Below are 21,907 nucleotides of genomic sequence, written 5' to 3'. Positions count from 1 at the left end.
CGTGGTCAGTCCGATACCATCGCCGGCGCGCTGCCGTAGGTCTTGCGCAGCTCGTCGTCGAGCGCGGTCAGGATATTGGCCTCCAGTTCGCGGAAGCCGGGCGTGGCGAGCGCGCGCGGGTAGGGCAGGTCCACGCGCTGGTCGAGCTTGATGCGCCCGGGCCGGCTGGTCATGACCACCACGCGCGTGGCCAGGAACAGCGCCTCCTGCACCGAGTGCGTCACCAGCAGCACCGTCTTGCGGTGCTCGCGCCAGATGCGCAGCAGCTCCTGCTGCAGGAAGCCGCGCGTGAGCGCGTCGAGCGCGCCGAACGGCTCGTCCATCAGGATCGTGCTCGGCTCGGTGGCGAACACCCGCGCCAGCGCCACGCGCTGCTTCATGCCGCCGGAGAGCGCGTCGGGGCGCGCGTCGCCGAACTCGGCCAGCCCCACCAGTTCGAGGTAGCGGTTGGCCACCGCCTCGCGCTCCTTGCGCGGCATGCCCTGCTGGCGCAGGCCGAAGGCGATGTTGTCGCGGATGCTGAGCCACGGGAACAGCGCGTACTGCTGGAACACCATGCCGCGCCGCATGTCGGGCCGCACGACCTTGTCGCCGTCGACCAGCACCGAGCCGGCGCTGGGCGCCTCGAAGCCGGCCACGATATTGAGCAGCGTGCTCTTGCCGCAGCCCGACGGGCCGATCAGCGCGACGAACTCGCCCGCGGCGATGTCCAGCGAGACCGGGCGCAGCGCCTCGACGGCGTCGCCCGCGCGCGTGTAGTACAGCTTGGAAACGTTGTTGATGGCCACGCCCTCGCGGGGCGCGGCGGCCGCAGTGCGGTCCATGTCTTACTCCTTGAAGCCCAGCCGCTGGCCGAGAATGCGAAAGCCGGTGTCGATGAGAATGCCCAGCAACGCGATGATGACCATGCCCGCCAGCACCTGGTCCGAGCGCAGGATCTCCATGCCGTTGGCGATCAGGTAGCCCAGCCCCTTGTTGGCCGCGACCAGCTCCGCGGCGATGATCGCGGCCCAGCCGATGCCGAACGAGATGCGCAGGCCGACCAGGATGGTCGGCATGGCGGCGGGCAGGATCACCTGCCAGAACAGCCGCGCGTCCGAATTGCAGCCCAGCACGCGGCCGGCGCGCACCAGCACCGGATCGACCGCCTTGACGCCCGACACCGTGTTGAGCAGGATCGGGAAGAAGGTGGCGATGAAGATGATGAACACCTTGCCCGCCTCGCCGATGCCGAACCAGAGGATCGCCATCGGGATCCACGCCAGCGGCGAGATCGGCCGGAACAGCTCCACCAGCGGCTCCAGCACGCGCGCCAGTCGCGGCCGCGTGCCCTGCAGCAGGCCGAGCGGAATCGCCAGGCACGCCGCCAGCAGCCAGGCGGCCAGCACCCGGCCGAGGCTGGCGCCGATGTCGCGGAAGATCGTGCCCGACGCGAACAGGCCGTACAGCGTGCGCGCGGTCAGCTCCGGCGACGGCAGCACCGCCGGACTCGGATGGGTCAGCACGACCACGAGCTCCCACACCAGCACCACCGCGAGCATCGCGGCGAGGTAAGGGAACACGCGGCTCGCCGCCGACCGGAAAAACGAAGCCATCGGCTTCTCCTCTGAAGGAAAGTGGAAAAGGGGAATCAGGGCTTCTCGGCCGCCAGCGCCTGGCGCGCCGGCTCGGGCGCGAGCTTGGGCTCGTCGCCGTCCTGCAGGATTGCCGCCTGCTTGAGGAACGAGGCGTAGACCTTCATGGTCTGCGCGTCAGGCACCATGTCGGTCGAGTACACCGAGATGCCTTCCTTGAGCGAATACTCGATCACCTTGGGCGGGAAGCCGATCTCCTTGCTCCACATCTCCACGGCCTTCTGCGGCGTCTTGTTGATGAGCTTGATGGCGCGGATCTGCGCGGCCATGATGTCGCGCACCAGGTCGGGATGGGCATCGATGAACTCGGTGCGGCCGTAGAAGCCGTCGCCGACGTAATGGCCGTTCTTGAGCGGCAGGATCTTCTCGGCCTTCAGCAGCACGCGGGTCTTGCCGCCGGCGAGCGCCACCGAGATATGCGGGTCCCAGGTGATGCCGGCGTCCACGCTGTGCTGCTCGACCAGCGTGCCGACCTGCGAGCCGGAGGTCTTGAACAACTGCACGTCCGCCACCTTCAGGCCCGCCTTCTGCAGGGCGTTGAGCAGGAGCGGATATTGCTGGGAACCCTCGCCGGGGTAGGCGATGCGCTTGCCCTTGAGATCGGCGATCGTGTGGACCGGCGAGTCGGAGGGGACCACGATGGCGGTCTGCTCCAGGATGGTGATGCCGAGCAGCTTGACCGGCAGCCGCGCCGACGCGACCACCGCCGGCCCCATGCCCGCCGAGGCGAGGTCGAGGTTGCCGGCCGCCATCGCCTGGTTCTCCGGCGCGCCGTAGGGGAAGCTGTGGAATTCGAACTTGACGTCGTACTTGGCCTCCAGCGGCGCCAGGTAGCCGGCCGCCTTGGCGATGTAGATCGGCTGGGTGGCGGGCTGGACGCCGATGTTGACGACCTGGGCGGCGCCGGCCGACAAGCTGGTGGCGGTCAGCGCCAGGCCCAGAACGGCACGTGCGCGGCGGGTCATGGAACGGAGAAACATGCGGACTCCTGGCGCACGGTTTCTGGGGCGTGCGCAAATGTTGAGTGGAAATTCAAATTTTCGGGACGATACGTCTCTAAAATTTGAATTTCAATACGCAAGAGTCGGGCCAACCCGAGAAAATCGCCGGAACGGCGGGGGAAACCGGCGCCGTGCGCCGAAAGCGGGAATGCGGGCCCGCCCGCAGGCCCGTTTCTGGGGCGGGATGCTGGCGCGTGGGGCGCGGCGGGCCGTGGCGCGCCGCGAAACGGGCGCAATGGGTGAAACAGGCGGAACGGGTGGAACGGGCGGAGCAGGCGATCCTGCCGGTTGGGTTCTGGTTGGGTTCTCTACGCGGATGAGCGGGCCGCGCGGGCGGCGGCCATCGGGAAGAAGCGAAGAAGCGAAGACGCGCCGGGACTGCCCGCGCCAGCCGCGGCGCGGGCGGACGCGGAGCGGACCGGCCGTGGACCGGCCGCCGTCAGGCCGGCGCGAGCGCCACGCGCACGTGCTTGAGCGCGCGGAACGCTTCGAGCTGCGCCGCGGAGGCGCCGTCGTCGGTGACGAGCGTCCACGGCCGCTCGAGCGGCGTCCAGTGCTGCTGGCGCGCGCGGCCGAGCTTGGTGGCGTCCGCCAGCACGAAGATCTCGGCCGACTGGCGCACGATGCACTCCTTCAGGTAGGCCTGCTCGGCCGTGGCCTCGCACAGGCCGACGCCCGCCACCACGCCGTCGGCGCCGAGGAAGGCCTTGTCCACGCTGATGCGCGCCAGCGTCATCTGCGCCAGCGGGCCGATGGTGCCCATGCTGGACGGGCGCACGTCGCCGCCGACCAGCGTGATGCGCATGCCGGGCACGCCGGCCAGCGCGCCGACCACCAGCAGGTTGGTGGTGTAGACGTGCAGGTCCGCGCGCGCGGCCAGCTGCCGCGCCAGCGCGGTGGCGGTGCTGCCGCTGTCGAGCAGGATGGCGTCGCCGTCGTGGACGAAGCCGGCGGCGACGGCCGCGATGGCCTCTTTCTGCGCGCGCTGGATGACGTTGCGCTCTTCCAGCGGGGTTTCCGGCTCGTGCGCGCCGATCTGCGTGAGCGCCGCGGCGCCGCCGTAGGTCCGCACGATGCGGCCCTCGCGCGCGAGCGCGGCGAGGTCGCGGCGCACCGTGGCCTCGGACACGCCGAGGCTGCCGGTAAGCTGCTCGACGCTCGATTCGCTGCCTGACAGCACGAGTTCGAGGATGGCACGGCGGCGATCGGCGGCGTTCATTGGCAGCGGGGGCATCGGCAAGGTGGCGGGCAAAGCGAAATCATACAGCCACCGGCGCCGCCCGCCCGCGCCGCCGCTCAGCCCCGGCGCGTGGCCAGCTCCGCGCCCTGGCGCAGCGCCTCGAGCAGGCTGCGCTCGTCGGCGATGCCCTTGCCGGCGATGTCGAACGCGGTGCCGTGGTCGACCGAGGTGCGGATGACCGGCAGCCCCACGGTGATGTTGACGCCCGCTTCCAGGCCCAGCACCTTGACCGGGCCGTGGCCCTGGTCGTGGTACATCGCCACCACCAGGTCGAAATCGCCGCGCCCGGCGCGGAAGAACAGGGTGTCGGCCGGCAGCGGGCCTTCCACGTTCCAGCCGCGCTCGCGCAGCGCCAGCACCGCGGGAATGATCTTCTCTTCTTCCTCGCCGCAGCCGAACAGCCCGTTCTCGCCCGCGTGCGGGTTGATGCCGCACACGCCGATGCGCGGCTCGGCGATGCCGGCGCGCACCAGCGTCTCGTGGCCGCGCTCGATGGTCCGCTGCACCAGCCCGGTGTCGATCTTGCGGATCGCGTGGAGCAGGCCGATGTGGGTGGTCACGTGGATCACGCGCAGGTTCGGCGCCACCAGCATCATCGACACTTCCGGCGTGCCGGTCAGGTGCGCCAGCATCTCGGTGTGGCCCGGGAACTTGTGGCCGCCCGCGTGCAGCGCTTCCTTGTTCAGCGGCGCGGTGCAGATGGCGTCGATCTGGTCCTGCTGCGTCAGCGCCACGGCCCGCTCGATATAGCGGAACGCGGCGTCGCCGGCGACCGGCGAGAGCTTGCCGAACGGCAGATCGGCCGGAATCAGGCCGAGGTCGATGCAGTCCACCGTGCCTTGCGCGTATTGCGCCTGGGCCGGGTTGTCGATCGCGCGCACGGCGAGCGGGCTGCCGACCAGCTTGCCGGCCAGCTCGAGCCGCCTGGCGTCGCCGATGACGAGCGGGCGCGACTGGGCGTAGACGCTGGCGTGCGCCAGGCTCTTCATGATCACTTCAGGCCCGACGCCACTGGCATCGCCCATGGTGATGCCGATGATGGGGAGGTAATCGCTCATGTTTCGCTTCAGGTTCGTGGTTGGCGTCGACGCCAACCGGGGGTCATTGTCTGGTCGTCCCGCGCGCGCGGCTCAGGCCTCGCGCACGGCCTGCCATGCGAGCCACAGCGCGGCCTCGCTGCCGAACGCGCCGGCCTTGGTCACTACGCGCCGGGCTGGCCCGCCGAGCGTCTTCGAGAGCGGCACGCCGGGCTCGATCTCGCGCACCAGCGCCAGCGCGCGGATTCCGGCGGCTTCCAGCATCGCGCGCGCGGTCTCGCCGCCGGTGGCGATCAGGCTGCCCACGCAATGGAAATGCGGCGCGATCAGGCTGGCCAGGGCCGCGCTCAGGCGCGGGCCTTCGTCCGCGCTGAAGTGCTCGTCGCGGCCGATGCCGGCCAGCACGTCGTGCCCCGCGAGCAGCGGCAGCGCCACGCGGTCCTGCCAGCGGGCCCAGTCCGCATGCGCGGGGCCGGCGCGCAGCACCTGCGGCGGGATCACCACGCTTTCGACCTGGCCGCGCTCGCACAGGCACGCCGCCTGCCGTGCCGAGACGCCCGACAGGCTGCCCACCAGCGTCAGCACCGGGCCGCGCACGGGCGGCAGCGGCGCGTTGCCGTGGCTTGCCTGCGCCGCCCGCGTGTGCGCGTCGCCGGCCGACAGCGCGCGCGCCATGCCGCCCGAGCCGACCCAGAAGGCCGGCACGCCGAGGTCCGCGCTGGCGGCCGCGAGCCTGTCGAGATCGTCCTGCGTCTGCGCGTCGCAGATCACCGCCTGCACGCCCTGGCGGGCCAGCGCGGCGAGGCGGTCGCGCAGGGCGTCGGCGCAGCGCATGGCGCCGCCGGTCTCCAGCCGTTCGGCGCGCAGGCCCTGCGCGGCCAGCAGCGCGGTGACGTCCGCGCGGCCGGCGAGCCCTTCCAGGCGCCAGATGTCGGTGGTTTCGAGCGGCTCGTCATGCACGTACACGCAGCCGTCGCGCAGGGTGCGGCCGGCGTCCGGGAACGCCGGCGCGACGATGGCCAGCCCGGCGACGCGCTGCAGCGCGGCGGTTTCCGCCGCCCAGTTGCCGCGCAGCGTGGAATCGATCTTCTTGTACAGGCGCCGGCCGGCGCCGCCGAAGCGGTTCCAGGCGGCGACGTTGCGCGCCGCGGCGGTGGCCGGGTCCTGGCGCCGGCTGTCGACGTCGGCCGCGATCACGTCGGCCTGGAACGCGGGGCCGGCGTGGGCGTCGAGCGTCACGACCGTGCTGGTGCTGGGCGACGTGAACCCGATCGCGCAGTCGGCCGCGCCGGACAGGTCGTCGGCGATGACGAGCCAGCTCACGGCGCGCTCCGCGCGGCGCCCGCGGGTGCCGCCAGCGCGCCGCGCCGGGCCACCCAGGCGGTCAGCACCGGGGTCAGGATCGCCGTCACCACCACGCACGCGGCAACCAGCAGCGTGGCGCTCTTGGCGGCCTCGGTGTAGACCGGATTGGCCGCCGCGATCAGGGTCGGCACCGCGGCGGCGTTGCCGGCCGTGCTGGCCGCCGCCACGCCCGCCACGCCGTTGCCGCCGCTCAGGCGGTCGGCCAGGTAGAGCGTGGTCCCGGTGATGGCCACCACCGCGATGCCCAGGCCGATGCCGAGCATGCCGGCCTGCCACACCTTGTGCAGGTCGAGGCTGGCGCCGAGGGCCAGCGCGAAGAACGGGATCATGACCGGCACCGCGCGCGAGAGGAAGTCGCGCATCTCGCGGTCCAGGTTGCCGAGCAGCATGCCCAGCAGCAGCGGCAGGATGCTGCCGACCATCGTCGGCCAGGGGAACGCCGCCAGCCCGGCCACGCCCAGCGTCACCATCGTCAGGAACGGCCCCGATTCGAGCGACATGATGCTGTAGGCGCCCACGTCCTCGGGGCGCCCGTATTGCCCCATCAGCGCCATGTACAGGCCGCCGTTGGTGTCGTTCATGGCGGCCACCACGGCGAGCGTCGACAGGCCGGCGAACACGCCCGCGGAAACCGGCGATTCGCCGAGGAAATGGCCCAGGATCACGCCGAGCAGCACGGCGGTGCCGACCTTGGTGCCGAACAGCACGCCGCCCTTCTTGAGGATGTAGGGCGTGGCCTTGATGTTGATGCTCGCGCCCATGCAGACGTAGAACACCGCCAGCACCGGCAGCGCGCCGGTAAACAGCGCGCCGGTGAACGAGCCGAAGAACTTGGGTGTGTCGGGCGCGAACGTCGCCACCAGGGAGCCGATCAGCAGCGGCACGATCATCATGCCGCCGGGAACGCGCTCGATCGCGCGCTTGATTCGTATCTGCATCATTGTCTCCTGTCGCTTTTTGTGCGTATCAGTCGTGTTGACGATGATCGATTCAATCATCGTGTGACCGGAATTCTAGGACAGTGCGCGAATTTTGACTAGTTCAATCACAAATTGTGATTGAATCGATCATCTTGGCCGGGTGATGCGGACGGCGCCCGGAGCCGAAGCGAGCGCGGCCGTCCGGGGGACGGCCGTGCGGGGAAGCGGATGGCAGGGAAGGGAATCGACCGCCGCGGGCGGGGAGCCGGCGCGCCGGGCTGGCCGGCAAGCGGCTGGACGCATGTTATTGGGCGGCGGCGGCGGCGGCGCGGCACGCGCAGGCAAGGCGGGCCGCCCTGCCCCGGCGCCGGGAAGGCGGGCGCCCTAGCCCACGTACCAGAAGATGCTCACGAACTGGCAGGCGCTCCCCGCCAGCACGAACAGGTGCCAGATCCCGTGAAAGTGCCGCACCTTCTCGTCGAACAGGAAGAACCCGATCCCCGCCGTGTACAGCGTGCCGCCGGCCACCAGCCAGTACAGCCCTCCGGCGGGCAGCGCGGCCACCAGCGGGCCGAACGCGAACAGCACCAGCCAGCCCATCAGCACGTAGATCAGCAGCGAGAAGATGCGCGTGCGCTTGCCGATCCACAGCTCCTGCGCGATGCCGATCACCGCCAGCCCCCAGTTCACGCCGAACAGCGTCCAGCCCCACGGCCCGCGCAGCGTGACCAGCGCGAACGGCGTGTAGCTGCCGGCGATCAGCAGGTAGATGGCGCAGTAGTCCAGCCGGCGCAGGATGTCCTTGGGCCGGCCGCGCAGGCTGTGATAGAGCGTGGAGATGGTGTAGAGGAACACCAGCGTGCTGCCGTAGACCACCGAGCTGACGACCTTCCAGGCGTCGTGGTACAGGGCGGAGGAGGTGACGAGGACGGCGGAGCCGGCGGCGGCGAGGATGGCGCCGGCGAGGTGGCTGTAGCCGTTGAAGCGCTCTCCGTGATACATGGATTCGGGCTCTCCTGTTGGTCGCCGCGGCATCCGCGGCGACGGTCTTCAGGGTCATTCTTGCGCCACACAGTGTTTGCTGCGGTGCGCCAAGCTAGTATTTTTGCACGGAATAACCATCTGCAAAACCCTTCGTTCCCTTGGGGTCAAGGGATCGCTATCGTCTCGCCAACACAACCATCGCGAGACATCCATGCGAATTTCCTCCCCGCTGATCAAGGCCGCGCTGAGCCTGGCGCTCGGCATCTCGGTGCTGGCCTCGGGCGCGGCCCGCGCCGACCGGCTCGACGACATCAAGAAGGCCGGCGTGCTGCGCGTGGGCGTGTTCGACGCCAACCCGCCGTTCGGCTTCGTCGAGGCGGGCAGCACCACGCCGGCGGGCCTCGACGTGGACTACGCCACCGAGATCGCCAGGCGCCTGGGCGTGAAGACCGAGTTCCGCGCCACCAACCCGGCCAACCGCATCCCGCTGCTGGCCTCGCAGAAGGTGGACATCGTCGCCGCCAACTTCACCATCACCGACGAGCGCCGCCAGCAGATCGGCTTTTCCACGCCGTATTTCGCCAGCGGCCTGCAGCTGATCGCCAGGAAGGGCACGCTCAAGCAGCCGGACGACCTCAAGACCTGGCGCCTGGGCGTGGACAAGGGCACCACGCAGGAAACCACGCTGCGCCAGAAGTACCCGGACGCGCGCGTGATCGCCTATGACGACTCCCCGCTGGCGCTGACCGCGCTGCGCAGCGGCGCGATCCAGGCCTTCGCGCAGGACGGCGCCAAGCTCGGCGCGCTGCTGGCCACCCTGCCCAACAAGGACCAGTTCGAGATTTCCTCGTTCACGCTGACGCGCGAGTATATGGGCGTGGGCGTGCCCAAGGGCGAGGACCGCCTGACCGCCGAGATCGACCGCATCCTGCTGGCGCTGGAAAAGGACGGCACCGCCGCGCGCATCTACGACAAGTGGTTCGGCCCCAAGAGCGCCGCGCCGCTGGCGCGCGACTTCACCATCGGCAGCACGGTGAAGTGACGCGGCCGGCTTGCCCCTGCCGCGTGAAGGATGGCGTGAAGGATGGCCATGCCGGTGCTTGACATCCTGATGCAGCCCCTGCCGGCGAAGTACGTCGGCTGGATCGTCTCCGGCTTCGGCCTCACGGTGGCGCTGTCGGCCGCCGTGTTCGCGCTTGGCTGCGTGCTGGCCGCGGTCTGGCTGGCGCTGGCGCTGGTGCCGTTCGCGCCGCTGCGGCTGGCCGCGCGCGGCGCGGTCGGCTTCCTGCGCCGCACGCCGCTGCTGGTGCAGTTGTTCTTCTGGTATTTCGGCGCGGCGCAACTGCTCGGCGACGCCGCCATCGGCGCCTTGTACGACTGGCAGGGCGTGCGGCTCGGCGCCATCCACCTGCCCGCGCCGTCGCTCGAGGCGCTGGCCAGCCTGATCGGCATCGGCCTGTATGCCAGCGCGTTCTACGCGCGCGAGCTGGAGGCCGGGCTGGCCAACGTGCCCGCCGGGCAGGGCGCCGCGGCGCTGGCGCTGGGCTTCACGCCGGCGGCGGCGTTCTGGCGCGTGGTGCTGCCGCAGGCGCTGCGCATCGCCGCGCGGCCGATGGTGGGGCAGCTCTGCCAGACCATCAAGAACACCTCGCTGGCGATGGCGATCGGCTTTGCCGAGATGTCCTACGCCGCGCGCCAGGTCGAGACCGACAGCCTGATGACCTTCCAGGCCTTTGGCCTGGCCACCTTGCTGTACGCGGCGCTGATCCTGCTGCTGCAGGCCGCCGCGCCGCCGCTGCTGCGCCGGCTCGGCTGGACGGAGGCGGCCCGTGCCTGACGCGCTTGCCGGCGGCTGGGCGGTGGTGCTGGCCCAGCTGCCCTACCTGCTCAAGGGCACCTTCCCCGACGGCCCGCTGGCCGGCGCCGCGCTGACGCTGTGGATCGCCGTGCTGGCCTGCGCCGGCGCCACCGTGCTCGGCATCGGGCTGGCCATGCTGCTCGAGCTGATGCCCGCCGCGCCGGCGCGGCCGCTGCGCGCGCTGCTCGCCGGCCTGCGCGCGATCCCGGTGCTGATGCTGATCTTCTGGACCTACTTCCTGCTGCCGATGCTGGCCGGCGTGCACGTCGGCGAGGTGCGCACCGTGGTGCTGGCGCTCGCGCTGATCGGCGCGGCGTACATCGCCCAGGTCATGGAAGCGGGCTTCGACGCGATCGGGCGCGGCCAGCGCCAGGCCGCGCTGGCGCTCGGCATGACGCCGCCGCAGGCGCTGTGGCAGATCGTGCTGCCGCAGACGCTGCGCGCCATGCTGCCGTCGCTGGGCAACGTGTGGGTGTCGCTGGCCAAGGACACGTCGCTGGCCTACATCGTCGGCGTGGTGGAACTGTCCACGGCGGCGGCGCAGGTCAACGGGCGCAGCATGGGCTACGCCGCGCAGGTGTTCGGCGCGGTGGCGCTGCTGTACTTCCTCATCTGCATGGGCATCGAAGGCGTGGCCGCGCTGCTGCTGGCCGCCGCGCGCGGCCGGCATGGCTTGCCGCGCGCGGCGCGCATGCCCCGCTTGTTCCGCTTGTTCCGCGCGCGCGCCGGCCGGCCTCCGGTCGCGGCGCCGCGCGCGTCTTCTCCGTCCCGTCCGGCGCCGCCCTGACAGGCCGCGCGCGCCCGGCGCGCGGAAACCCACGTCAGGCAGGCCTTGCATCCGTCGCCTGGTACGGAGCGGCATCCCAGGAGAGAAAACGTCCGCCGGGGAACGTCTCGCCATGCCGCGCCATGCTGCGCCATGCTGCGACGAGGCGCGCTCGCGCCGGCCCCGCCACGCGCGGCGGCCGGGTTTTGCGGCCCGGCCACGCGGCATGGCTAGAATCGGGGGTTTGCTCATGGCGCGCCGCCTTGCCGGCGGTGCCGCCCGGCCGTATTCGGACATGTCTCAATGAACCTGCCCTTCAACGACAGTTACCTGCTGCACATCGGACTGAGCGCGGCCATCGTGCTTGCCGGCATGGTGGTGGTGAAGTTCGTCAACCGCTTCTTCCAGGGCCGCCAGCTCGCCGACAAGGAGAACCGCGGCAGCTACCGCACCTGGACCGTGGCCACGCGCAATGCCATCGCGGCGGTGGTGTTCCTGCTGCTGCTGGGCATCTGGGTGTCGGAGCTCAAGAGCGTGGCGATCTCGCTGACCGCCTTCGCGGTGGCGCTGGTGATCGGCGGCAAGGAACTGGTGATGTGCTTCCTCGGCGCGTTCCTGCGCATGATGGCGCGCCCGTTCCAGCTCGGCGATCTGGTGGAGATCGGGCCGCACTCGGGCGAGGTGGTGGACATGGACGTGCTCACCACCACGCTGGCGGAGATCGCCGGCACGCGCCAGTTCACCGGCTCCACCGTGCAGGTGCCCAACAGCATGCTGCTGACCGTGGCGGTGCGCAACCACTCGCAGGCTGGCAGGTACACGCAGGACACGCTGCGCATCCCGCTGCCCGAGAAGTCCGACCCGGACCGCGTGGAGGCCGAGCTGCTGGCGATCACCGAGGCGGTGTGCGCGCCGTTCCTGGCCGAGGCGCGGCACAGCCTGCAGGAATATGGCGGCTCGCGCTTCATGGACCTGTCGCAGTTCGAGCCGCGCGTGCTGTTCGAGCCGGTGGCCGCGGACAAGCTCGACGCGCTGGTGCGCTTCCCGGTGCCGGTGGCCTCGCGCATGACGGTCGGGCAGCAGATCCTGCGCCGCTACCACCGCCAGCGCAGCGAGGTCCTGGCGGCGCAGCAGGACGGCAAGGCGGCGGCGCGGTCCTGAGCGCAGCGGGGTGGGCCGGGCGCTTCACCGAATCGCTTTTCGGCGGTATGGTAGGCGCTGCCGCGCAGCGAGACGCACCGCGGCCACAGCGAGACCACAGTGAGGCCACAACGAGGCCACAACGAGACCAGCCGAGGAGACCCATGAAAGCCGCCGTCATGCATCAACCCAAGACCCCGCTCGTGATCGAGGACGTCGCCATCGGCAAGCCGGGGCCGCGCGAGGTGCTGCTGCGCACGGCGGCGGTGGGCGTGTGCCACTCCGACCTGCACTTCCTCGACGGCGCCTATCCGTTCCCGACGCCGGTGGTGCTCGGCCACGAGGCCGCCGGCATCGTCGAGCAGGTCGGCTCCGAGGTGCGCACGGTCAAGCCCGGCGATCACGTCATCACCTGCCTGTCGGCCTACTGCGGCCATTGCGAGCACTGCCTGACCGGCCACCTGTCGCTGTGCGTGGAGCCGGACACCAGACGCCGCGAAGGCGAGGAACCGCGCCTGCTGGCCAGGGGCGCGCCGATGAACCAGTTCCTCAACCTGTCGGCCTTCGCCGAGCAGATGCTGGTGCACGAGCACGCGCTGGTGGCGATCCGCCCCGAGATGCCGCTCGACCGCGCCGCGCTGATCGGCTGCGCCGTGACCACCGGCGTGGGTGCCGTGGTGCACACCGCGCGCGTGCAGCCGGGCGAGACCGTGGCGGTGATCGGCTGCGGCGGCATCGGCCTGGCCACCATCAACGGCGCGGCCATCGCCGGCGCGGGCCGCATCATCGCCATCGACCGCGTGCCCGGCAAGCTGGCGCTGGCGAAGCAGTTCGGCGCCACCGACGTGGTCGACGCCGCCGACGCCGACGTGGTGGACGCCGTGCGCGCGCTCACGCGCGGCGGCGTGCACCACGCCTTCGAGGCCATCGGCCTCAAGCAGACCGCCGAGCAGGCCTTCTCGATGCTGCGCCGCGGCGGCACCGCCACCGTGATCGGCATGATCGCGCCGGGCGTGAAGATCGAGCTCAAGGGCACCGACTTCCTCGCCGAGAAACGCATCCAGGGCTCGATGATGGGCTCCAACCGCTTCCCGGTGGACATGCCGCGGCTGGTGGACTTCTACCTGTCCGGCAAGCTCAAGCTCGACCAACTGATCTCGCGGCGCATGCCGCTGGAAAACATCAACGACGCCTTCGACGAACTGCGCCGCGGCGAGCTGGCGCGCTCGGTGATCCTGTTCGGGGATTGAGCGGGGGACGCCCGCGTGCAATCGCTCGTTATTGTCCGCCCTGTGGGACAATGGCCCGGCGCGCGCGCACGGCGCGCCATCGGGCACGGAGAGCGGAACGGCGCATGAAGACGATCGAGTGGAAGGACTGGGAGATTTTCTGCCGCGTGGTGGAAGGCGCCGGCTTCACCAGGGGCGCCGAGCTGGCCGAGGTGCCGAAGTCGTCCGCCAGTGCCGCCGTGTCGCGCCTCGAGACGCAGCTCGGCGTGCGGCTGTTCGAGCGCACCACGCGCCGCGTGCGCGTGACCGAGCGCGGCCAGCAGCTTTACGACCGCGTCGCGCCGCTGTTCACGGAGCTGCGCGAGATCAGCGCCGAGGCGCTGTCCGTCAGCGAGCAGGTCAGCGGCACCCTGCGCATCTCCACGCCCTACGAGGTCGGCTCGCTGCATCTCTCACCCAGCCTCACGCGGCTGCTGCGGCTGCACCCGGACCTGCGCGTGGAAGTGGACGTGACCTGGGACCAGCCCGACCTGATCGAGCGCGGCTACGATCTCGCCTTCGTCATGACCAACACCGGCCTGCACGACAGCTCCTTCGCCAGCAAGCGCGTGGTGCTGATCGAGCGCGGTTTCTTCGCCGCGCCCTCGCTGATCCGCGCGCGCGGGCTGCCGCGCACGCCGCAGGACATGGACGGCTGGCCCACGCTGGGCAATGCCGAAGACCGCCGCTGGGAATTCCTGCGCGACGGCAAGGAGGTGTTCAGCCTCCAGGTGGACCCGCGCATGCGCACGCAGAACGCCGAGATCCGGCTCAAGGCGGCGATGGACGGGCTGGGCGTGGCGCGGCTGTCGCCGCGCTACGTGCAGGAGGAACTGGACCAGGGGCGGCTGGTGCGGGTGCTGCCCGGCTATACCACGTCGCCGCTGAAGGTCTTCGTGCTGATGCCGGCGCGTAAGCTGATGCCGGCCAGCGTCAGGGTGTTCCTCGACGTGCTGGAAGAAACGCTGGGCCGGATCGATCCGCGGCTGTCGCCGCCGCGGGTCTGACATGCCCGTGCCGGGGAGGTGAAGCGTCAAGCCCGGCGGATTCCGCGATGCCGGCATCGGATGCCGGCAGGCCTCAATACGGCTGGTCCCCGGGCCGGATGTCCAGCCCCAGCACTTCCGCCACCGCCATCATCTCCTCGTCGTCCTCGCCGCGGGCGATCCATCCCGCGTAGGCATCGCCTTCCGTGTTCCAGTTCCACAAGGTGAAGCCCGCCACCCGCAACTGCTCGAACGCCAGCTCCATCAGTTCGGGCACGCTGGTGCTCTCGAGGAAATCCTCGTCCTCCGGGTCCTCCGCGCCCCAGTCGAGCGTGACGTCGACGCGCGCGCACAGCGCGTCCATGCAGCCGATGAAGGACGCGCAGTCCTTCCAGTCCACGTAGAAGCCCGATTCCCAGTCGATCACGTCCTTGAGGATCCACAGCAGCTCCTGGCCCTCGATCTCGTCGGCATCGTCGGCGTCGGCCAGCTCCTCGTCGAACAGCGTCTGCTGCTTCTCGATCATGGCCGCGTCGTCGAAGTCGATCAGCTCGATCAGGCGCCAGAGTGCCTGGCGCGCTTCGTCGTTCAGTCCGTCGCTCATTGCATCTGCCTCCTTCGGTGCGGCGCCTCGCGGCGCATGGCTGGGGAAAACAACGTGGCTGGTGCCCGATAGTCGCTCAGCCGGCGACAAGCGGGATCTCGCGCTGGCCGAGCGGCGTCACGCGCAGCGCGCGCGAGGCGGAAGCCGGCTCGATTCACTGGCGCGCCATCAGCGCCCACGGCATGGCGGCGCGTCCCGGGTCCGCCAGGAGGCCGGCGAGGTGGCTGATGCCGGGAGCGTATTCCATAGTTCAGTCCACGACGAAACGACGATCGTAGTATAGGTCGGCCTTGGGTCGCGCTGATCTCGGACACTAAAGTCCCGCTTGCAGATCAATGTCCCGTTCCGAACATCAAAGCGCCTTCCTGAACATCAGTGTGCCTTCCGAATCTCGCCTCAACCTGACTTCCCGCTAGGGGCTTCCCGGCAGGGCTGCCTTTCTACGCAGTTGCTCTGATCGAGGCAGGTTGCCGGTCGACCGCGACCCTGGGGTGGCGAAACGCTCGTCAACGCCTGGAGCCCGCCCTGGCTTCAGACAATCGCCGAGGTAGGTAGAAATCCCAATTCCGGCCGGCCGAGCGATCTATAAAGTCAGCACCAATAACTGAAAACAGTTTTCTGGTTTCAGTTTTCCACTGCAACCACTTCACCCTCGTTCGACCACCATGCCCAGCCGGACCACGCTCGATTGCATTGCACACCTGATCGGCTTCGACACCACCAGCCGGCACTCCAACCTGGCGTTGATTCAGTGGGCCGCCGCCTGGCTCGACGAGGCCGGTGCGCGCGTGCAACTGGATTACAACGCCGACCGCAGCAAGGCGAATCTGTTCGCCAGTTTCGGCGAGGGGCCGGGCGGCATCGTGTTGTCCGGGCACACCGACGTGGTGCCCACCGACGGACAGGATTGGACGTCCGATCCTTACCGCGCCAGCGTGAGGGACGGCCGCCTGTACGGGCGCGGCGCCTGCGACATGAAAGGGTTTATCGGCACGGTGCTGGCTCAGGTGCGGCAGGTCGGCCGTGCGCCGCTGCGCGAGCCGCTGCATGTCGCCCTCACCTACGATGAAGAGGTCGGTTGCCTGGGCGTGCCCGGATTGCTGGCGAGCATGGCCGAGGCGGGCATCGAGCCCTCGGGCTGCGTGGTTGGCGAACCGACCGGCATGCGCGTCGTCGCGGCGCACAAGGGCGGGCGCATCTACCGCTGCCAGGTGCGCGGCTGCGCCGCGCATTCCTCCCTCACGCCCCAGGGACTCAACGCGATCGAGTATGCCTCGCGCATCGTCTCGCGCATCCAGGATCTCGCCGAGTCCGAGGAAATGCATGGCCGCCACGACGGCGGCTTCGACGTGCCGTACTCGACGATCTCGACCAACACCATCGACGGCGGCAACGGGCGCAACATCATCCCGGCGGAGTGCACTTTCCACTTCGAGTATCGCTACCTGCCCGGCGTCGATCCCGACGGCTTCATTGGCGACCTGCAGCGCTACGTGGACACGAGCCTGCTGCCGCGCATGCGGCGGCGCCATCCGCAGGCAGCCGTTGCCTTCGAGTGCATCGGCGACATTCCCGCGCTGGACACCGGCCGCGAAGCGGCTGTCCTGGGCCTGGTGGCCGACCTGCTCCAGGTGGACGCCAAGGACGCCGGCAAGGTGGCCTACGGCACCGAAGCGTCGTTCTTCCAGCGCGCAGGCGTGCCCAGCGTGGTATGCGGACCCGGCTCGATCGCCCAGGCGCACAAGGCGGACGAGTACGTCACCCTGGATCAGTTGCGCGCCTGCGAACGCTTCCTGGATTGCCTGATCCAGCGCCTGCGCTGAACCGCCCTCTCTGGAGTTTTCCATGACCCCTGTTCCTTCCGCCGTCGGCCTGCCGGCCGATGCCGATGCCGTGTTCGATGCACGGCTGTTCCGCAAGATCACCTGGCGCCTGATGCCGTTGCTGTTCGCCAGCTATGTCATCGCCTACGTGGACCGCATCAACATCGGCTTCGCCAAGCTGCAGATGCTCGACGATCTGGGCTTCAGCGCGACGGTCTACGGCCTGGGTTCGGGCGTGTTCTTCCTGGGCTTCATCCTGTTCGAAGTGCCGAGCAACCTGCTGCTGTACCGGGTCGGCGCGCGCCGCTGGATCGCCCGCATCATGGTCACGTGGGGCGTCATCTCGGTGGCGACGCTCTACGTGACGACGCCGGCCGCGTTCTATGCCATCCGCTTTCTTCTGGGCGCGGCGGAGGCCGGGTTCCTGCCGGGGGTGGTCTATTACCTCACGCAGTGGTACCCGCAACGTCGCCACGGCCGCGCCATCGCCTTGCTGATTACCGCCGCGGCCGTGGGCGGCATCGTCGTCGGCCCGCTGTCGGGGTGGATGATGGACACCTTCATCGACGTCGCCCCGCTGCGCAACTGGCAATGGCTGTTCCTGTTGCAGGGCGCGCCCGCGGTGCTGATGGGGGTGGTCGTATGGTGCCTGCTGGAGGAGGCCCCGCGCACGGCCAAATGGCTGACCGATGCCGAGCGGCAGCGACTCGCCACCCTGATCGGTGCCGATCGGCAGACAAGCGCGCAACGCGCGCATCTCAGGGACGCCTTCGCTCAAGGACGGGTATGGCTGCTCGGGCTGGTGCTTGCGTGCCTGAACCTGGGCATCTACGCGGTGGTGTTCTGGACGCCGACGATCATTCACCAGACCGGGGTCACGAGCTACCGCACGATCGGCCTGATTTCCGCGCTGCCGTACCTGGCCTCGGCCATCGCCATGCCACTGATCGGACGCAGCTCGGATTTGCTTGCGGAGCGCCGCTGGCACATTGCGGGCGCGAGCCTGGCCGGTGCTGCGGGTCTGGTCCTGACCTTGAGCGCCAGCGCGCATCCGACGTGGGCGATTGCCGGCGTCACCCTGGCCACTGCCGCGTTCATCGGCGCCACACCGCTGGTGTGGGCGCTGGCCTCGGTCTTCGTGCGCGAGCGCGCCGCGGCCGCGGGCCTCGCGCTGATCAATGCGCTGGCGGCCCTGGGCGGCGTGTTCGGCCCGTACCTCATGGGACTGGGGCAGGACCTCATGGGCAACACGCAAATGGCGCTGTTCGGGGTGGCCATGCTGGCCGTCGCCGGCGGGTTGCTGGTGCTGGTGCTGCCGACACCCCGCCGCCTGGCCGCCGAGCACGCCGCGATGGCCGCCGCCGGTCCGGGAGAGCGGCCATGATGTGGCCGGGTCGAAGGACCTCGGCCGCGCTGTCGGCCGGGCTGGGTATCGGTCTATCGTCCGCTGCCGTCGCCCAAAGCAGCGTGACCCTGTACGGCATCGTGGACAACGGCCTGACCTGGCTCAGCAACGGTGGCGGGCACGCGAAGCTGTTCATGGACAGCGGCGTGATGCAGGGCAATCGCCTGGGCTTGCGCGGTGCGGAGGATCTGGGCGGTGGCCGCCGGGCGCTGTTCAACCTCGAATCGGGTTTTCAGCTGCGCGACGGCAGCCTCGGCCAGGGTGGCCGGATCTTCGGCCGCGTGGCCTATGTAGGGCTGGCCTTGCCACGTTGGGGCACCGCCACGCTGGGCCGGCAGTATGACTTCATGTACGAGGTGCTGGGCGCCTATTACACGCCCACCTGGTCGGCGGGCGGCTATGCCAACAATCCGCTGGACAATGACCGGCTCAGCGGCCGGCGCGTGGACCAGGCGGTGAAGGTCCAGACGCCGGACGTCGCCGGCTTCAAAGCCGGCCTGCTGTACGGCTTTGCCATCCACAAGGACGAGGCCAGCGGCAAGGGACGTACCTACAGCGTGGGCGGATCCTATAGCCGGCAGGCGTTCAGCGCGGGGCTGGCCTATACGGATAGCCGCGGCGAGACGCTCGATATCGCGCCGCTGGTCGGTGCCCCGGCGCCGTTGCGGGCCGGCGGGGATCGCATGCGAACCTGGGGCGCGGGCGCCAGCTACGCGCTGAAGCACGTGACGGTCTACGGCCTCTACACCCAGGCCCGCTATGTCGGCGCGACACGCGCATCGTTCCGCAACCTGCAGACGGGCGTGTCCTATCGGGCCACATCAGCCCAGCGCTACGGCTTCGGCTACGGGCTGACCATGCTGGACGCCAAGCGCTATCACCAGTTCAACCTCACGTTCGACTACGTCCTGTCCAAGCGCACGGACCTCTACCTGCAGCTCATCACCATGCTGGCCGGCGGTCACGGCGCGACCGCCGCGATCATCAGCATGCCGGGCGCGTCCGGAAGCAACCAAGCCCTGCTGCGCGTGGGCCTGCGTCACACGTTTTGATGGATTTTCCCTGGAGCAACCCATGCCATTCATCAAGCATCCCGATCCGGCCGCCTACGAAGGCTGGCTCATGTATCACTCCGTCGGCCTGTTTCCCGGTCAGCAGGCCGCAGTGGAGGCGGCGCTAAGCAGCTTCGCCGCCAGTTGGTACGCGCCCAGCCAGCGGCGCTGGGAGGAGGGGCTGGCCGCTCGCCAGCGCGTGCTGGCACAGTGGGGCAGGCTGATCAACGCCGCACCCGAGCACGTGTTCGCTGCCGAAAACGTCACCGAGGCGTTCGCCAGGTTCGTCACGTCTCTGGGGCGCCGGCTGTCGGGCCGCAAGGTACTGATCGCTGCCGACTGCTTTCCGAGCCTGCATTTCCTGCTGTCGCACCTGGCCGGGCGCATGGGTTTCACCTTGTACACCGTGCCGCTGGATGCCGAACAAGGCTGGGTCGAGGACGAGGCCTACCTCGACGCCTGGGACGATTCCGTGGCGCTGGCGGTGATTACCTGGGTGACCTCGACCGCGTCCAAGCGCGCCAACCTCGAACGACTGGTGGACCATGCGCGCCACCGCGGCAGCCTGGTCGCCGTGGACATCACCCAGGGCGTGGGCGTGCTGGAATTCGACGCGACGGCGTTGGGCGTGGACTTCGCCGCCGCCACCACGCTGAAGTGGTTGTGCGGCGCGCCGGGGGCCGGACTGGCCTACCTGAGCCCGGCGCTGCTCGACGGCGATATCAAACCGGACATCGTGGGCTGGTTCAGCCAGCCGGATCCGTTCAACTGGGACCTGTCGCAGTTTTCCCTCGCGCGCGAGGCACGGCGCTTCGATACCGGCACGCCGTCGCTGTTGCCCTTCGTTGCCTCCGAGCCCGGTCTCGATTGGCGCCTGTCCGGCGCCGCCGGAGGGTTGCGCGATCGTAACCTGCGCCTGTGCCACGCGCTCATGACGGTGCTGGAGAACAAGGGTTTTCGCTTGTGCTCGCCGCGCGAGGACCATCGGCGCGGCGGCAGCGTGATGGCAGAGGTACCGACGCATCTGGAACCCGGTCCGTTGCCGGCGCAGCTCGAAGACGCTGGTCTGTTTACCGATGTGCGCGGGCGGGTGATGCGCTTCTCGCCAGGCGTGCTGACCCACGACAGCGTGATCGACCGCCTGGAACACGCATTGCCGGGCTGATCGTCCGAGGCGGCGCGGATCGCCGTCACGCCGGGGTTGGGACATGCTCGGGATACAATCGTCTTTCCGACATCACTTTATCGAGAGGTATCTTGGCTCAAGACGAGGACAAGACGCCCCGGCCCCCGCGGCATTCCCGGCTCAAGCAGACGACGCTCATCGAGACCATCTACCAGGAGGTGCACGCACGCCTCCAGCGGGGCAAGGTCGGCCTGCACGACCGCCTGCTCGATTACGAGATCGCCGAAGAGTTCGACTGCACCCGAACCACGGTACGCCAGGCGCTGCTGCGGCTGGTCAACGAGGGCTTCCTGGTCGGCACGACACGCGGCTTCGTCATCCCCTCGATCACCGAGCAGGACATCCGCGAGATATTCGAAGTACGCCGCTTGCTGGAGCCACCCGCGGCCGCGAATGCGGCGGCTGTCCTGAGCAAGGCGCACGAGCAACGTCTCAAGGCCGCCTACCGCAGCGTGCAACAGGCCTTCAAGGCAAAGGACATCGAGCAGATGTTCGCCGCCAACGTGGCGTTTCGCGAGGCCTGGCTGGATGCGGTGACCAACACCCGCTTGCGCGGCGCCATCCTGCGATTCGTCGACCACGCCCAACTGATCCGGCTGGGCACGCTCAGCCATGTGGAAACGCAGAAGGTGGTCGCGGACGGCATCAAGGCGCTGCTGGCCGGCTTCATCGCCCGCGACCCGGAGCGGGTCAGGACCACCATGCTGGCGTTCATGCTGGAGGCCGAGGAAACCTACTTCGCCTGGCTCGATCGCGCATCGCCGCGGGCGCGCACCTAGGCCAGCCACAGGTCACGGGGGCCCCGCGAATGCGGGCTCCCATCCTGGATGTCCTTGTCGTTGATTGCTCCTCAAAAGTTGCGGGCCGCGTCTCAAGTGATTGCGGCTACCACCGCGCCAGTTTTTCCAGGATCGAGGCACGAATATTGTCGATGTGCTCGGCTGTCTGGCGCGCAGCTTCCTCGCCGTCGCCCCGTTCGAGGGCGTCGATCATTGCCAGGTGTTCATGGCAGACCGGCCCGAGGCGCCTTTCCAATCGCTTGAGCGAGAACATGCGTGTCTTGCGCCGTACCTCCGCAATGATGCCGGCCAACATCTCGTTGTCGCAGTAGTTGCAGATGACGCCGTGCAGATCTGCGTCCAGTACCTGATGCTCGGGGTTTCCGGGCTCATTGCGCGCCAGCAACTCTTCCACGCGCTGGCGCAGCCGTTCGAGCTCGGGTCCAGGCACCTGCCCAGCCGCGCGGGCGGCCGCGTCAGGCTCGAGCAGGCGCCGTACATGCAACGCTTCGAGGATTTCCTGCACGGTTACCTGCCGCACGAACAACCGGCTGTTCGCGCCGCGCTCGAGCAGCCGCTCGCCTTCGAGCCGATGCAGGGCTTCGCGCAACGGCGTACGCGAGAAGCCGAGCTGGGCGGCGAGGGCGCGTTCCTGGATCGGGTCGCCGGGATGCAGTCCGCCTGACACCAGCAGATCGAGCACCGCGTCATAGGCCAGGTTTCCCAAGGCGCGCTCCTTGGGCAATTCGTCAGCCAGCGGCTCGGCGCCCAGGTCGGTCTCCACGGCGGGCGCTGAATAGGCAAAGGCGGTCTTTTTCATCATGACGCGAAGTATGGCACGGGGTTTGCTTGAATGCCA

The 21,907-nt window shown here is 69.4% G+C and carries 21 protein-coding genes and 1 pseudogene; 11 read left to right on the top strand and 11 right to left on the bottom strand.

Going from position 1 to position 21,907, the window contains the following annotated elements; genetic code table 11:
* Positions 1-5: 5 nt before the first annotated feature.
* From KF708C_RS11835 to trhA, 8 genes are all read right to left on the bottom strand, one after another.
* Complete coding sequence (locus tag KF708C_RS11835) at positions 6-824, bottom strand: ABC transporter ATP-binding protein (protein WP_020202180.1); 819 nt, start codon at positions 822-824, stop codon at positions 6-8.
* A gap of 3 nt (positions 825-827) precedes the next feature.
* Positions 828-1,595, bottom strand: a complete 768-nt coding sequence (locus KF708C_RS11830) for an ABC transporter permease (protein ID WP_020202181.1) — start codon at positions 1,593-1,595, stop codon at positions 828-830.
* A 35-nt stretch (positions 1,596-1,630) separates the two neighbouring features.
* Positions 1,631-2,614, bottom strand: coding sequence for an ABC transporter substrate-binding protein (locus KF708C_RS11825; protein WP_231586459.1), 984 nt, complete (start codon positions 2,612-2,614; stop codon positions 1,631-1,633).
* 460 nt (positions 2,615-3,074) lie between these two features.
* On the bottom strand, positions 3,075-3,854 hold the full coding sequence (locus KF708C_RS11820; RefSeq protein ID WP_020202183.1) for a DeoR/GlpR family DNA-binding transcription regulator: 780 nt from the start codon (positions 3,852-3,854) through the stop codon (positions 3,075-3,077).
* 77 nt (positions 3,855-3,931) lie between these two features.
* Complete coding sequence (gene pdxA / locus KF708C_RS11815; protein ID WP_020202184.1) at positions 3,932-4,933, bottom strand: 4-hydroxythreonine-4-phosphate dehydrogenase PdxA; 1,002 nt, start codon at positions 4,931-4,933, stop codon at positions 3,932-3,934.
* Positions 4,934-5,005: 72 nt separating this feature from the next.
* On the bottom strand, positions 5,006-6,235 hold the full coding sequence (locus KF708C_RS11810; RefSeq protein ID WP_059411941.1) for a four-carbon acid sugar kinase family protein: 1,230 nt from the start codon (positions 6,233-6,235) through the stop codon (positions 5,006-5,008).
* Positions 6,232-7,218: a 2-keto-3-deoxygluconate permease gene (locus KF708C_RS11805; RefSeq protein ID WP_029043417.1), complete on the bottom strand. Its 987-nt coding sequence runs from the start codon at positions 7,216-7,218 to the stop codon at positions 6,232-6,234. Before KF708C_RS11805 ends, KF708C_RS11810 begins: the two co-directional genes overlap by 4 nt.
* A 363-nt stretch (positions 7,219-7,581) precedes the next feature.
* Entirely contained in the window at positions 7,582-8,199 is a 618-nt protein-coding gene (gene trhA, locus KF708C_RS11800) for a PAQR family membrane homeostasis protein TrhA (protein ID WP_020202187.1), read from the bottom strand.
* 193 nt (positions 8,200-8,392) lie between these two features.
* Between trhA and KF708C_RS11795 the strand changes: the two genes are divergently transcribed.
* From KF708C_RS11795 to KF708C_RS11770, 6 genes are all read left to right on the top strand, one after another.
* Positions 8,393-9,223, top strand: coding sequence for an ABC transporter substrate-binding protein (locus KF708C_RS11795; protein WP_059411940.1), 831 nt, complete (start codon positions 8,393-8,395; stop codon positions 9,221-9,223).
* A 42-nt stretch (positions 9,224-9,265) separates the two neighbouring features.
* Positions 9,266-10,018: an ABC transporter permease subunit gene (locus KF708C_RS11790; protein WP_020202189.1), complete on the top strand. Its 753-nt coding sequence runs from the start codon at positions 9,266-9,268 to the stop codon at positions 10,016-10,018.
* On the top strand, positions 10,011-10,826 hold the full coding sequence (locus KF708C_RS11785; RefSeq protein ID WP_063922996.1) for an amino acid ABC transporter permease: 816 nt from the start codon (positions 10,011-10,013) through the stop codon (positions 10,824-10,826). The genes KF708C_RS11790 and KF708C_RS11785 overlap by 8 nt, the downstream gene beginning before the upstream one ends.
* 282 nt (positions 10,827-11,108) lie before the next feature.
* A complete protein-coding gene (locus KF708C_RS11780) occupies positions 11,109-11,966 on the top strand; it encodes a mechanosensitive ion channel family protein (RefSeq protein WP_020202196.1) in 858 nt (285 codons plus the stop codon).
* Between the two features lie 143 nt (positions 11,967-12,109).
* Positions 12,110-13,195 carry a Zn-dependent alcohol dehydrogenase gene (locus tag KF708C_RS11775; RefSeq protein WP_059411939.1) on the top strand — a complete coding sequence of 362 codons (1,086 nt, stop codon included), beginning with the start codon at positions 12,110-12,112 and terminating at the stop codon, positions 13,193-13,195.
* 104 nt (positions 13,196-13,299) lie between these two features.
* Complete coding sequence (locus KF708C_RS11770) at positions 13,300-14,220, top strand: LysR family transcriptional regulator (protein ID WP_020202198.1); 921 nt, start codon at positions 13,300-13,302, stop codon at positions 14,218-14,220.
* Between the two features lie 73 nt (positions 14,221-14,293).
* Here KF708C_RS11770 and KF708C_RS11765 read toward each other — a convergent pair whose 3' ends face one another.
* Positions 14,294-14,803 (bottom strand): DUF6630 family protein, encoded by a 510-nt coding sequence (locus KF708C_RS11765; RefSeq protein ID WP_059411938.1) that lies wholly within the window; start codon positions 14,801-14,803, stop codon positions 14,294-14,296.
* A gap of 166 nt (positions 14,804-14,969) precedes the next feature.
* Positions 14,970-15,050: pseudogene (locus KF708C_RS37025) on the bottom strand (transcriptional regulator); the annotation flags it as partial.
* Positions 15,051-15,468: 418 nt separating this feature from the next.
* Here KF708C_RS37025 and argE point away from each other — a divergent pair.
* The 5 genes from argE (at position 15,469) to KF708C_RS11740 (ending at position 21,048) form a co-directional block, all read left to right on the top strand.
* Positions 15,469-16,626: an acetylornithine deacetylase gene (argE, locus tag KF708C_RS11760; RefSeq protein WP_082079520.1), complete on the top strand. Its 1,158-nt coding sequence runs from the start codon at positions 15,469-15,471 to the stop codon at positions 16,624-16,626.
* Between the two features lie 22 nt (positions 16,627-16,648).
* Positions 16,649-18,010 carry an MFS transporter gene (locus tag KF708C_RS11755; RefSeq protein WP_059411936.1) on the top strand — a complete coding sequence of 454 codons (1,362 nt, stop codon included), beginning with the start codon at positions 16,649-16,651 and terminating at the stop codon, positions 18,008-18,010.
* The gene (locus tag KF708C_RS11750; RefSeq protein ID WP_082079519.1) at positions 18,007-19,083 is read left to right on the top strand and encodes a porin; all 1,077 of its coding nucleotides are present in this window, start codon (positions 18,007-18,009) and stop codon (positions 19,081-19,083) included. The genes KF708C_RS11755 and KF708C_RS11750 overlap by 4 nt, the downstream gene beginning before the upstream one ends.
* A 22-nt stretch (positions 19,084-19,105) precedes the next feature.
* Positions 19,106-20,248, top strand: coding sequence for an aminotransferase class V-fold PLP-dependent enzyme (locus KF708C_RS11745; protein WP_059411934.1), 1,143 nt, complete (start codon positions 19,106-19,108; stop codon positions 20,246-20,248).
* A gap of 92 nt (positions 20,249-20,340) precedes the next feature.
* Complete coding sequence (locus tag KF708C_RS11740; protein ID WP_059411933.1) at positions 20,341-21,048, top strand: GntR family transcriptional regulator; 708 nt, start codon at positions 20,341-20,343, stop codon at positions 21,046-21,048.
* Between the two features lie 106 nt (positions 21,049-21,154).
* Here the strand turns inward: KF708C_RS11740 and KF708C_RS11735 are convergent, their stop codons facing one another.
* Positions 21,155-21,871 carry a GntR family transcriptional regulator gene (locus KF708C_RS11735; protein WP_231586458.1) on the bottom strand — a complete coding sequence of 239 codons (717 nt, stop codon included), beginning with the start codon at positions 21,869-21,871 and terminating at the stop codon, positions 21,155-21,157.
* Positions 21,872-21,907 lie beyond the last annotated feature (36 nt).

The organism is Cupriavidus basilensis (genome assembly GCF_000876015.1).
Taxonomy (GTDB): Bacteria; Pseudomonadota; Gammaproteobacteria; order Burkholderiales; family Burkholderiaceae; genus Cupriavidus; species Cupriavidus basilensis_B.
The sequence above is the reverse complement of the archived record's forward strand: the minus strand, read 5'-3'. Positions and strand labels throughout refer to the sequence as shown.

Coding starts and splice junctions, on each gene's coding strand:
- KF708C_RS11835 (WP_020202180.1), bottom strand. CDS start 824: ATGGACCGCACTGCGGCCGCCGCGCCCCGCGAGGGCGTGGCCATCAAC.
- KF708C_RS11830 (WP_020202181.1), bottom strand. CDS start 1,595: ATGGCTTCGTTTTTCCGGTCGGCGGCGAGCCGCGTGTTCCCTTACCTC.
- KF708C_RS11825 (WP_231586459.1), bottom strand. CDS start 2,614: ATGTTTCTCCGTTCCATGACCCGCCGCGCACGTGCCGTTCTGGGCCTG.
- KF708C_RS11820 (WP_020202183.1), bottom strand. CDS start 3,854: ATGAACGCCGCCGATCGCCGCCGTGCCATCCTCGAACTCGTGCTGTCA.
- pdxA (WP_020202184.1), bottom strand. CDS start 4,933: ATGAGCGATTACCTCCCCATCATCGGCATCACCATGGGCGATGCCAGT.
- KF708C_RS11805 (WP_029043417.1), bottom strand. CDS start 7,218: ATGATGCAGATACGAATCAAGCGCGCGATCGAGCGCGTTCCCGGCGGC.
- trhA (WP_020202187.1), bottom strand. CDS start 8,199: ATGTATCACGGAGAGCGCTTCAACGGCTACAGCCACCTCGCCGGCGCC.
- KF708C_RS11795 (WP_059411940.1), top strand. CDS start 8,393: ATGCGAATTTCCTCCCCGCTGATCAAGGCCGCGCTGAGCCTGGCGCTC.
- KF708C_RS11790 (WP_020202189.1), top strand. CDS start 9,266: ATGGCCATGCCGGTGCTTGACATCCTGATGCAGCCCCTGCCGGCGAAG.
- KF708C_RS11780 (WP_020202196.1), top strand. CDS start 11,109: ATGAACCTGCCCTTCAACGACAGTTACCTGCTGCACATCGGACTGAGC.
- KF708C_RS11775 (WP_059411939.1), top strand. CDS start 12,110: ATGAAAGCCGCCGTCATGCATCAACCCAAGACCCCGCTCGTGATCGAG.
- KF708C_RS11770 (WP_020202198.1), top strand. CDS start 13,300: ATGAAGACGATCGAGTGGAAGGACTGGGAGATTTTCTGCCGCGTGGTG.
- KF708C_RS11765 (WP_059411938.1), bottom strand. CDS start 14,803: ATGAGCGACGGACTGAACGACGAAGCGCGCCAGGCACTCTGGCGCCTG.
- argE (WP_082079520.1), top strand. CDS start 15,469: ATGCCCAGCCGGACCACGCTCGATTGCATTGCACACCTGATCGGCTTC.
- KF708C_RS11755 (WP_059411936.1), top strand. CDS start 16,649: ATGACCCCTGTTCCTTCCGCCGTCGGCCTGCCGGCCGATGCCGATGCC.
- KF708C_RS11750 (WP_082079519.1), top strand. CDS start 18,007: ATGATGTGGCCGGGTCGAAGGACCTCGGCCGCGCTGTCGGCCGGGCTG.
- KF708C_RS11745 (WP_059411934.1), top strand. CDS start 19,106: ATGCCATTCATCAAGCATCCCGATCCGGCCGCCTACGAAGGCTGGCTC.
- KF708C_RS11735 (WP_231586458.1), bottom strand. CDS start 21,871: ATGATGAAAAAGACCGCCTTTGCCTATTCAGCGCCCGCCGTGGAGACC.